A 12,016-nucleotide genomic window follows, 5' to 3' on the forward strand; every position below is an offset into this window, starting at 1 on the left:
ATTCAGACATTGGAACGTTCACTCAGAGCATTGGAACGTTCACTCAGAGCATTGGAATGTTCACTCAGAGCATTGGAACATTAACTCAAAGCATTAAAATGTTCACTCAGACCATTAGAATGTGCCCTCAAAGTATAGAATTACACAAAACTATTTAACCTATGTTCCTATTGGTTAATAATCACTACAAAGTACTACCAAAAAATAAGTAACACAATCCAATAGCTGTACAAATGCCAACAAAATCAGCGAGTAACATAGCCCAAACAGAATAGCGGCTATTTTTAACATTAACAGCACCAAAGTAAACTGCAATTACATAAAATGTAGTATCTGAAGAGCCCTGCAAAATGGCCGACAATTTACCTGCAAAAGAATCTACACCATGAGCTTCCATTGTGCTAATCATCATGCCTCTGGCACCACTACCACTTAAAGGCTTAATTAAAGCGGTAGGTATACCATCAATAAAACGAGTATCAGTACCTAAAGCAGAAAATATACTTTTAAAACCATCAAGTACTAAATCAAAAGTACCACTGGTACGTAATAAACTAATTGCAATTAACATCCCAACTAAATAAGGTATAATACGAATAGCGGTATCAAAACCGCCTTTAGCACCTTCTACAAAAGCATCAAAAATGTCAATCTTTTTATACAATCCGCCTAAAACAATAGATAGAAAAATAAGTAGCAATAAACCATTACTCAACAAACCAGAAAACGATTGTAAACCCTCAGTACTTAAATTAACTAGGTAAAGCACCATCACCGCAATTAATGCAGAAATACCCAGCACCCATGCTAAAATAACAGGCTGAAAAACATTTATTTTCTGTTTAAAAGAAACAATTAGCATAGCGGCAATAGTGGCTACAAACGTAGCTATCATGCAAGGAATAAATATTTCGGTAGGGTTTACTGACTTCAGCGAAGCTCTAATTGCAATGATACTAACCGGAATTAAGGTTAAGCCAGAAGCATGTAAACACAAAAACATAATCTGCGCATTAGAAGCTGTTTCCTTATCAGGATTAAGTTCTTGCAAACTCTCCATCGCTTTAATTCCAAAAGGAGTAGCGGCATTATCTAATCCTAATAAATTAGCAGAGAAATTCATCACCATATGGCCAGTAGCAGGGTGTCCTTTTGGTACATCAGGAAATATTTTTGAAAAGAAAGGGCCAATTATTCTAGATAATAAACGAATACCACCTGCTTTTTCTGCAATGCTCATAAAGCCCATGAATAAAGCCATTACGCCAATTAAGCCAATACAAATATTTACAGCGTTTAAACAAGTTTGTATTACACCATCAACCTTTGTTAAATTTGTTGGGTCGTCGGCTTTGCCAATAACCATCCAACTGAAAATATCTGTTTGCCCGAAAAAGAAACATTTAATACAGGCTACTATGATAGCTACAATGATAAAACCTGACCAAATTCTACTTAATGCCATTTGCTTTTAATTTTGATGTTGAATGTAGTATTTTTTAGAATAATTTTTCGCTACAACTTAATCTTTTTTAAAGATGATGGTTCCATTCTCAAAAGATAAAATAGGTGTACCTCCATCAAGTAACTCAAAATTAGCATTTTGATATAAAACGATTTTGCCATTTAATGAAAGGGAAGAAGCTGAAAAAATTTGATAAGCATCGCAAAAACTTAAATCTCCAATATCTTGAATGGAATACGTTTTAAAAGTACTACACCCATCACTAGTTGGACATTCATCATAATTAATACCTATACTTACTTCAATACCGTCTATTAAAATCCCCTGAATTAGGATATGGAAAATCTGCTTATTGTTTTTAGGAATAGCAAAGTAGTTTTTTAAATCTTGCTGAGGATATTTTTTTGTAGCGATAGAATTTAAACCAGCTAAAATTGCAGCGAAATAATACCTTCTAATTTCTTGTTTTTCGTAATCGTTAGTGTATCCTCCTGCTTCAATTAAAATGGTTGATGTACCAGCTTTTTGAAAATTATCTCCAAAAGCACGTGGTTCAAACTCATCATCAAATAATCCAATATGTTTTGGTAAGAGTTGATCTAGATCATTAAACATATCTGCAATAACTAACATTGCATTTTTTCGTGTTTCGTTAATATTTAATGCTTGATCAAAAGCTGGAGCTAAAAAAGATAATGTGGCAGGTTTTAAAGTTCCTGTTACACTCCATAAAGTTTGTTGGTCATGTAAATTAAAGCCAAAATCAGGTTTTATATTATCCCTACATTGTTTCAATAGCCTAGCCTCTGACGATACAGTCTTTAAAAAATCACGATTAATATCTATTTGTTGTGCATTTCTTCTGGTAAAAACTTCTGCACCATCTGGGTTGACCATGGGGAGAATGTAGAGCTCACAGCTTTCTAATATCAGTTTTGCTAATTCAGCATCGCTTTGCAAAAAATTAAACAGATCAAATAAAGCCATTGTTCCAGTAGCCTCATCGCCATGCATTTGGCTCCAGAGCATTACTTTGATTTTGCCCTTGCCGCATTTAACAAGGTTGATGCTTTTTCCCTTTACAGATTTGCCCAATTCTTTTACATCAAAATCTGGAGGTAATTGATTTAATAAGTCAACTATAGTATTGTGCTTAAAAAAGCGATTTGTTAAAGTTTTTTCTTTAAAACTATCGTGATTAGAAATGATAGAATTTATGTTCATTGATTTTTTTTGATTTAATTGAGTTGTAAAGCAACGAAGCAATCTAACTTTCAGGAAAGATTGCTTCGTTTTGCTCGCAATGACGAAATGTCAACTGCCAACTGAAAACTAATTAAGGTTTATCATCAGTTAATTCAAAGCCCCAAGTTTTGCCTTTATCTATTGCAGATACTCCGCTTGTCATCCATACAGGAGCTTTGGCACCTTTCAAATAATAATCAAAAAACTGTTGTTCTCTAATTTGAATATCTTTTCTGTTTTGACGTTGAACTAAATTATGAGCTTCATTATTATAATTTAATAACCAAACTGGTTTGCCTAAGCGTTTTAAACCTGTAAACATTTCAATACCTTGATACCAAGGCACAGCTCCGTCAGCATCGTTAGACATAATTACTACTGGTGTTTTTACTTTAGGCAAATTAAACAATGGTGAGTTTTCAATGTATAATTCAGGTTTTTCCCATAAAGTAGCACCAATTCTACTTTGTGTTTTTTCATATTGAAACTGTCTGTTCATTCCGCTTTCCCAACGAATTCCACCATAAGCGGATGTCATGTTTACTACTGGTGCCCCAGCCCAAGCCGCGGCGTACATATCTGTTGCAGTAATTAAATGTGCAACTTGGTAACCACCCCAACTCTGACCTTGAATACCAATTTTAGTACCATCTATCCATGCATTTTTCTTTAGGCTTTCTACACCAGAATTAATAAATTCTTCTGCAGATTTTCCTGGATGACCAGTTTCATAACTAATATCTGGTGCAAAAACTAAATAACCATTGCTTACAAAAAACGGAATGTTTAAACGTGATGGTGTAGGAGCAGGGGCATTATAAGTATATAATCCTTCAGAAAGTTTTTCATAGAAATACACAATCATTGGATATTTTTTGTTCGGATCGAAATTTTCTGGTTTATATAAAATACCTTCAGATTTATACCCTTTCGGAGTAGTCCATTTTACCAATTCTGCAGTTCCCCAATTGTAATTAGCTTGTTGTGGGTTTGTACTACTTAATTTTAAAGCAGTTTTTAAATTGTCTTTAGATAAGTAAACATCTGGAGAGATAGTGTAATTCCCTTTATCAAAAAGAATAACATCGGCATCTTTCGCTTTTACTAAATTTGAATATTTAAAAGGTGCCATAATCACTAATTCAGGGGCTTTATTATCGTTCAATGCCTTACGATAAAAACCATTTTCTTTTGTAGTGTTATTAAATGCATCTAACCATAACACTTCTTTTTTAGTGAAAAATCTAAAATCAGGATTAATTCTTTCAACACGGAAGGTAATGTTATTTGCTCTTCCAAAGCCATTTGTTAAGTTTTTACTTGAACTTCCATCAGGAGAAAATTGCCAAATATCATAACGGTCATACAATAAAACCGCTTTATCCTCTTCTAACCATCCAGCAACACCATAACTATTTGGATCATCTGGAACATCATTTTCTTCATCATAGAATTTAGCTGTCATATTAGCCGTAATGATGCTTGTTTTTCCAGTAGCTACTTGGTATGTTTTCCAAAGCTTAACTTTCTTATCGTAATATAAAATATAATTGCCATCAGGCGATGCCGAAGCATTTCCATCTAAATTTTCTAGAATTTTTTTGCGAGCGCCAGTCTTCACATCAACTAAATAATAATCACGTACCGAACCACCAGTCCATTGCGATGGAATACGGTTGCCATAATCGGTTGATGCCAATACAAAGGCAGCATTTCCTTCATTTACCAAGTTAGCATCAGGAAGTTTTGCATCAGTTAAGGGCACAATTTTAGGATCAGTACCATAAATATCAATCGCAGTTAAGTAACTTCTTTTAGATTCACGATCTGCATTTTTCAATTGCATGGGTTGCAAATAATCATCTTTATACCCCCAAATGTCCAACTTAGCATTTTCGAAATCGACTAAAGTAGTGTCTTTTGGTTTTTTTATTGGCGCAATGCCAAAAAATAATCGATTACCATCTTTGCTAAAAGTAATTTTTCCATCTCCACTTACTGCAAATTTAGCTGGCATTCCTGGCATATCATTATCAACTAAAATCTGTGCAGTATCAAGTGTTAAGGAATTATAGTAAACATTAAAATCTTTAATTTCTGTTTTCTCAGGACTAGTTTCTCCTAAAAATGCTAAATGCTCACTTTCATCATCAAACGTAAAATTCTTAAAGTTTCCTTTGCCTTTTACTAAGGTTTTTAATACGCCAGATTCAGTATTTAATAAGAAAACACCTTGTTGAGCTGTTTTGTCTTTTTTAGATCCTGTTGAAGCAAAAACCAATTGTTTACCATCTTTGCTAAAGGCATAATCGCTTACAAACTTGTAAATTCTTTCTACACCTGTCGTTAAGTTTTTTACAATTAAATCTGTTCCTTCTTTTGCAGCAGTACCAGCAGGCTCGTCATCAGCTAAATAATCAGTTTCGCTATCGTTTTTTTGCTCCGTACCTTGAGTAGCAGATTTTGCTTTTTTACTGGTATCAGGAGCTTTTTCTAAATTATAAGCTAATATGGCAGCTCCATTTTCTGGAAACCTGAAAGATTTAACTCTAGGTATTTTAGTAATGGCTAACGTAGTCAAATTAGCAATCCCTAATGTATCCTTAGTCATTTCGTCGGCCTTTTTCTTTTTAATTTTAGCCATTCTAGTATCTTTATACCAAGGTTTAATGGTAAAAGCTGCAAATTTCGAATCGGCACTAAATAAAGTAGAATTTGAACGTACTTCGAAACCTAATTGTGGCGGGGTTCCTCTCGAAACTACTATTTTTTGTGCAGTTAAACTATTTTGGAAGTACAAATTCGCATCTCCTTCTTGCTGATTGATTACGTAAGCAGCCCATAATCCATTGTTTGAAAACTGTTTTGCTCCTACAGCTTCCCATTTATCATAAACAGAATGGTCTAATGGTTTCTTTTGTGCATAAACAACACTAGCAAATAATAAAAAAAGTAAGGTTAATTTTTTTTTCATGATTATAAATAGTTATGAGAGTTAATCTTATCTGACCTTAAAAATTGCAAATTTTGCGCATAATTCCACTATGTGTATATCAAATTTTACAAAAGTAGAAGGTTTTATTTTTGAAAAGCAACAGCAGAAGTCTTATTAACGTTAAGTCTGGCTTTACGCTAATTTTTTTTGCGCTTCCACTTCGCTCAGCATAACAAAAGGATGTTGCTTCAATCAAGTTTAAATAACATTAGCTATTGCAAATAACTAAATGCATAAAGCAAAAGCCGCAGATGTTCAGATTAAATCTGCGCATCTGCGGCTTTATTGTTTGTAATTTCTGTTTCTAGATTACAATCTATACTTACCTATTTTCCTTTTTTCTCTTGCGTTTTAGCTTGTGCTTGTGTACGCATATAATCATCTAAACGAGATTGGAATTTAGATTTTTTCTTTTCACCTTGTGGTTTGGCTTTGTTTTCTTGCAAAATAGCATGAATTTTATCATCATTAACCATTCTTCTAATTAGATATTGTTGTAAGAAGGTTAACATATTTGCTAAGAAATAATAATAATTTAAACCTGATGGATAGCTGTTTAACACACCTAAGAAAATGATTGGCATAATGTAACCAATGTATTTCATTTGACCAGTAGCACCAGAAATTTGGTTGTTAAAATAGGTATAAATCAATGTTGATATCGTCATCAACACACACATTAAACTTAAGTGATCACCAATAAATGGAACAGTGAAACCAAATTTTATAAAATCATCATAGGTTGATAAATCGTGCATCCATAAGAAAGTTTGACCTCTTAATTCGAATAAATTAGGGAAGAAGAAGAAGAATGCCATTACAAAAGGTAATTGCAATAACATTGGTAAACATCCTCCTAATGGATTTACACCTACTTTTTTATAGAGTTTTAAATATTCTTGTTGTAAAAGTGTAGCATTATCTTCACCAACCTTAGCTTTAATCTCATCCATTTCTGGCTTCAAAATCCTCATTTTAGCCATTGAGATGTACGATTTATACGTTAATGGGGACATTGCTAATTTTAACAAAATAGTTAATACTAAAATGATCAAACCATATCCCCAACCAAAGCTTTCTAAAAATTGAAATACTGGTAACACGATAAAACGGTTGATATATTTTAAAGGCCAATAACCCATATCAACTTGTTTTTCAATGCTTTGTCCTTGCGCTTTTAAGTTGTCAAATTTATTATTACCGAAGTAAAATTTCATTGCATAACTTTCCGAAGCTAATTGTTTAAATGGCAATTGCATGTTAGCACCATACCATTTAATTTTTCCAGGTTCTGTACTAATTTTAACTTCTAAATCACCTTTTTCAAAAGGAACTTGAGGAATTAATACGGCTGAGAAAAACTGTTGTTTAAACGAAAACCATTCGATTTTACCATCTTTAAGTTCTTCTTTAGCATCTTTACCAACACCTAAATGATCAGGGTTTTTATCTGTATATTTATAATAAGGAGCAGCGTGTTCTTGCTCTTTTTTAGCAGATTTTTCTTGCTCTAATAAAGTTGTTTCCCAATTTAAAGTAATTGCATTTCCCTGTACAACTTGGTTTAAACCATTTAGGTTAATGTTAAAATCAACATTATTCCCATTTGATTTTAAACCATATACAAATTCGATGTATTTATCTGCGCTATAGTTAGCACGCATACTAATGTTGCTCGCAGTTTGTGTAGCCGTAAAATATAAATTGTTCGTGTTTACAATCTTACCATCAATGTTTAAGTTTAAACCAAATTTATTATCTGGTCCATTAAATAAAATTAAAGGTTTACCACCATAAGTATGTTCTTTTTTAACTTCAACTGAAACTATTTTACCACCTAAATTGCTGAACGTTAATTTTAAATTATCGTTTTCTAAAACTGAGGTTTGTGCTGTACCAGCAATATTACCGCCAAAAGGACCGGATAAAGTTGCAGAATCTGGTTTTGTTGGTGTTGTTGGTTGTGCTACAGCTGGTGTAGGTTTTACTCCTGCTTTTGCTAATGAGTCTGCGGTAATTTTAGCTCTTTCTTTTTTGATATCAGCCTCGCTAGGCTTCATAAAAAACACAGCTGCTCCTAAAATAACCATGATCAGGAACAGACCTGTAAATGTATTTCTATCCATTATGTTGTTTTAAACTTGTATTATATTGTTTTCTTTTTGGCGTGCTCCATTGCAGCGGCGACAAATTTAACAAAAAGTGGGTGAGGATTTGCAACTGTTGACTTTAATTCTGGATGAAATTGTCCACCAACGAAAAAAGGATGGTTTTTTAACTCAACAATCTCCACCAAATTGCTATCTGGATTAACACCTGAAGCAATCATTCCAGCATCTTCATATTGCTGTAAATATTTATTATTAAACTCATAACGATGCCTATGTCTTTCGGTAATATGTTGTTTACCATAAGCTGAGTATGCTTTTGTGCCTTTTTTAACATCACATGGGTAGGCTCCTAATCGCATTGTCCCACCTTTTAAAGTGACGTTTTTCTGTTCTTCCATCATATTAATCACTGGATGTTCAGAACTTTCATCAATTTCTGTGGTATTTGCGTTTTTTAAGCCTAAAACGTTACGTCCGTATTCAATTACGGCACATTGCATTCCTAAACAGATACCAAAGAATGGAATTTCATTTTCTCTTACGAATTTAATTGCATCTATTTTTCCTTCTATACCACGACTACCAAATCCTGGAGCAACTAAAACACCTTGTAAATGACTTAATTTCTCTTTTACATTATCAGCATAAATACTTTCAGAAGGTATATATTCTACACGAACTTTACATTCATTTTTTGCGCCAGCGTGGATAAACGCTTCTGTAATAGATTTGTAGGCATCGGGTAATTCTACGTATTTGCCAACTAAACCAATTCTAACATCGGCTGTTGGATTTTTTAAACGACCCAAGAAATCTTTCCAGCTTTCCATGTCTGGTTCGTTTTTAGTTGGCAATTTTAGTTTTGCTAAAACTGTTTTATCCAACTGTTCTTTCATCATTAATAAAGGCACGCTATAAATAGAAGAAGCATCTATAGACTCGATTACAGCATTCACATTCACATTACAGAAAAGTGCAATTTTTTTACGAATATCTGCACTAATATGGTGTTCTGTACGGCATACCAAAATATCCGGTTGGATACCGTACTCTAATAATGCTTTTACAGAGTGTTGTGTTGGTTTTGTTTTTAATTCGCCAGCTGCAGCTAAATATGGTACTAAAGTTAAGTGAATAACAATTGCGTTATTAGAGCCTTCTTCCCATTTAAACTGACGAACTGCCTCTACAAATGGTAAAGATTCTATGTCTCCAACTGTTCCGCCAATCTCGGTAATCACGATATCGTAATTACCACTTTCACCTAAAATACGCATATTACGCTTAATTTCGTCGGTAATATGAGGCACTACTTGAACGGTTTTTCCTAAATAATCACCCTGTCTTTCTTTATTTATAACATTTTGGTAAATACGACCAGTTGTAATATTATTTGCTTGAGAAGTAGGAGTGTTCAAAAAACGTTCGTAGTGTCCTAAGTCCAAATCTGTTTCTGCTCCATCTTCTGTAACATAACACTCGCCATGTTCATAAGGATTTAATGTTCCCGGATCAATGTTGATATAAGGATCGAATTTTTGAATGGTTACTCTGTAACCTCTTGCTTGTAAAAGTTTGGCTAATGAAGCGGAGATGATGCCCTTACCTAATGAGGAAGTAACACCGCCCGTAACAAAAATATACTTAGTCATGTTTGTGAGTTTGTGAAATTAAGCAGGCTTTATAACCTTTTTAATTGTTTTTGTACGGGATACAAAGTTACAAAAATATATGATTTGAGTGGTTAAATGTTTAATAAATTATTTGATTGATAGTGAGCGAGTAACCGAAATTGCTCCAAAAAAAAATGTCCAGACTATGCTGGACATTTAATTAAAGATAGTTCGAAGCTATTTTTCAATCATTTTATAATAGCGTACATAATCAATTTCCATTTTTTGTGGGAAGATGGTGTCATCAATTCCTTGAGCGCCGCCCCAATCGCCTCCAATGGCTAAATTCAACAACAAGTGAAATCTTTTATCGAAAGGCCAAACTTTGTAACCAGTACCTTCATTGGCAAATTCAAATACCATTGCATCATCATAATATCCACGAATAGCGTAGGGAGTCCAATCTACTCTGTATTTATGAAAAGCTGTACTTGCATCAGCAATAGTTTTGGTACTTGTTTTTTGAGTATTGATTTTGAAATAATATGCTTCTGTATGTGTGGTAAAATGCACATTATTTTGATCGTAGCCAACATGTTCCATGATATCTATTTCTCCAGATTTAGGCCAATCTCCATAAGCTCTATCAGTAGGTAACATCCAAATTGCTGGCCAAGTACCTTTTCCAGTAGGTAATTTTGCGCTAACTTCAATTCTACCATACAATACATCTAGTTTGTTTCTGGTTACTAAACGAGCAGAAGTATAAGCCATACCATTCATACTTTCTTTTTTAGCAGTTATGCTAAGTTTTCCATCGGCTACGCTAGCATTTGCTAATGAATTTGTATAATATTCTTTCTCGTTATTTCCCCAGCCAGAGCCACCAAGATCATAATCCCATTTTGCAGTTTCAGGTAAACCAGTATAATCAAATTCATCTGCCCAAAACGGTGTAGTTTCGAAAGCCCAATTTTTATCTACTACAACAACAGGTGTTGGTGGAACAATAATTGGTTCTTCTACTTCTTTACCAGAAGAGCACGATTGACAAGAAAATATGGATCCAGCTGAGAGTGCAATTAAGAAATATGTATTTTTAATTTTTTTATAAATCATAGTAGCTTTCTTTTATAAAGCCTGATTTTTCAACCAGGCTTTTTTGTTTCTATTTAAATTCGAAATCATCAATATAGAAAATTCCTGGATTTGGATGACCTTCGCCACCTAATTGTACCACAATTTTATCATATAATGTTTCTGCTGACCAACCTGAGTAATCAAATTCTAATTGTACCCAAGTGTTGTATTGTGCAGGAGTAATTGTTTTTACAACTTCCAATTGAGTTGTCCATGCATTGCCACCCAATAATGAGTTTTGCAATTTAATAGATACAGTTGATGCAACTTTTGTAAAATCATTTCCTCCAGGGAAAAATACTTTTAGCTTTATTTTATTTTTCGTGGTTAAATCGAAACGGTAAGGCATAGTAACGTTTAAATTTCCATACTGCCCGTCTGAACCTGTTCTTTTTTCGTAATAACCAACTTTAGTAGAAGTGTTTACAGGGAATTTAGATGGATTATCGTAAGACCTTGTATAATCCATATTTTCTGCATTCCATGTAATTGCAGATGTATTTTGGAAATCATCAGTAAGGTTAGCCGCTTGCATCGGTTTTTGAACTGGAGGTACAACTGGTCTTACATATCCTTTTCTTATTAATTTCAAATACCAAGCATTACCAGCATTAGATTTATCTAAGCATCTCAACCACATCTCATCATCAGTAAGGGAAAGAATTTGATATTGAGAAACACCTAAATAGTAAGAGATAAAACCATTATTGCTAATTGTAATGTATTTAACGCCATTTACTGTTGTAACCAACCAAGTTAAATTTGTGGCAGGAGTATAGTTTACTGTAGGATCGTTACTTCCAGTTGGTCCACCAATGCCAGGTGCATTAGATGCATTGGCAAAAGTAGTTCCATTGTTAGCATAAGTGTATTTCAATGAATTCATGTTAAATGTCATTTCATCATCGTAAAATCCTGTTCCATTTTTTTCATTTGGACCAGCTTGATACCAATCTGGGAATTGAGAGCCAATTGGACCAACACCTAAATGGCCTTGCTGCGTTTGATCAATTACCCATGTTTTACCATTTGCATTTGATAAACCTCCAGAAAGAGTTGTAAAAGCTGGATCTGTAAGCATAGCAGGGTTTGTATTTGCAACTACCACTGTTTTAGTGCTCGATGCATATCCACCATCGGTTACAATAGTCAATTTAACAGTATATGTTCCTGCTAAAGGATAGGAAGCCTGTGCATCTGTACCTTCTGCAGTTGCTCCATTTCCGAAATCCCAAATAGCTCTAAAACCTGGGCTCGTGCTTTTAAAATTAATAATATTGGCATTAGTAGAGGTTGGGGTTGCAGTAAATTGAACTTGGGCTGATGTAGGTGCAGCGCCTAGTTCTTTCATAGTATCGTCTTTCTTACAAGAACCCAATATTGTTAACATCAAACCTAAACTAAGCCAGATTGATGTTTTTATCGTGTTTTTTAATGATTTCATTTT

7 protein-coding genes are annotated in these 12,016 nt (G+C 33.8%); all 7 read right to left on the bottom strand.

From position 1 onward, the window contains the following. Positions 1 to 184 precede the first annotated feature (184 nt). The 7 genes from HQN85_RS02935 to HQN85_RS02965 all read right to left on the bottom strand — a co-directional run bounded on the left by HQN85_RS02935 (position 185) and on the right by HQN85_RS02965 (position 12,013). Positions 185 to 1,465 (bottom strand): nucleoside recognition domain-containing protein, encoded by a 1,281-nt coding sequence (locus HQN85_RS02935; RefSeq protein ID WP_173268849.1) that lies wholly within the window; start codon positions 1,463 to 1,465, stop codon positions 185 to 187. 57 nt (positions 1,466 to 1,522) lie between these two features. Beyond that, positions 1,523 to 2,689 (bottom strand): M14 family zinc carboxypeptidase, encoded by a 1,167-nt coding sequence (locus HQN85_RS02940; protein ID WP_173268850.1) that lies wholly within the window; start codon positions 2,687 to 2,689, stop codon positions 1,523 to 1,525. Between the two features lie 112 nt (positions 2,690 to 2,801). Continuing rightward, positions 2,802 to 5,684, bottom strand: a complete 2,883-nt coding sequence (locus HQN85_RS02945; RefSeq protein ID WP_173268851.1) for a prolyl oligopeptidase family serine peptidase — start codon at positions 5,682 to 5,684, stop codon at positions 2,802 to 2,804. 347 nt (positions 5,685 to 6,031) lie between these two features. Beyond that, a complete protein-coding gene (gene yidC, locus HQN85_RS02950; RefSeq protein ID WP_173268852.1) occupies positions 6,032 to 7,831 on the bottom strand; it encodes a membrane protein insertase YidC in 1,800 nt (599 codons plus the stop codon). Positions 7,832 to 7,851: 20 nt separating this feature from the next. Further along, the gene (locus HQN85_RS02955; protein ID WP_173268853.1) at positions 7,852 to 9,468 is read right to left on the bottom strand and encodes a CTP synthase; all 1,617 of its coding nucleotides are present in this window, start codon (positions 9,466 to 9,468) and stop codon (positions 7,852 to 7,854) included. Positions 9,469 to 9,666: 198 nt separating this feature from the next. Beyond that, a complete protein-coding gene (locus HQN85_RS02960) occupies positions 9,667 to 10,548 on the bottom strand; it encodes a glycoside hydrolase family 16 protein (RefSeq protein WP_173268854.1) in 882 nt (293 codons plus the stop codon). 49 nt (positions 10,549 to 10,597) lie between these two features. After that, entirely contained in the window at positions 10,598 to 12,013 is a 1,416-nt protein-coding gene (locus HQN85_RS02965; RefSeq protein ID WP_173268855.1) for a PKD domain-containing protein, read from the bottom strand. Between the last annotated feature and the right edge of the window lie 3 nt (positions 12,014 to 12,016).

This window comes from Pedobacter boryungensis (assembly GCF_013204825.1).
GTDB lineage: Bacteria > Bacteroidota > Bacteroidia > Sphingobacteriales > Sphingobacteriaceae > Pedobacter > Pedobacter boryungensis.

What these genes read in the sequence shown, in the direction of transcription:
- HQN85_RS02935 (WP_173268849.1), bottom strand. Translation starts at nt 1,465, where the DNA reads ATGGCATTAAGTAGAATTTGGTCAGGTTTTATCATTGTAGCTATCATA.
- HQN85_RS02940 (WP_173268850.1), bottom strand. Translation starts at nt 2,689, where the DNA reads ATGAACATAAATTCTATCATTTCTAATCACGATAGTTTTAAAGAAAAA.
- HQN85_RS02945 (WP_173268851.1), bottom strand. Translation starts at nt 5,684, where the DNA reads ATGAAAAAAAAATTAACCTTACTTTTTTTATTATTTGCTAGTGTTGTT.
- yidC (WP_173268852.1), bottom strand. Translation starts at nt 7,831, where the DNA reads ATGGATAGAAATACATTTACAGGTCTGTTCCTGATCATGGTTATTTTA.
- HQN85_RS02955 (WP_173268853.1), bottom strand. Translation starts at nt 9,468, where the DNA reads ATGACTAAGTATATTTTTGTTACGGGCGGTGTTACTTCCTCATTAGGT.
- HQN85_RS02960 (WP_173268854.1), bottom strand. Translation starts at nt 10,548, where the DNA reads ATGATTTATAAAAAAATTAAAAATACATATTTCTTAATTGCACTCTCA.
- HQN85_RS02965 (WP_173268855.1), bottom strand. Translation starts at nt 12,013, where the DNA reads ATGAAATCATTAAAAAACACGATAAAAACATCAATCTGGCTTAGTTTA.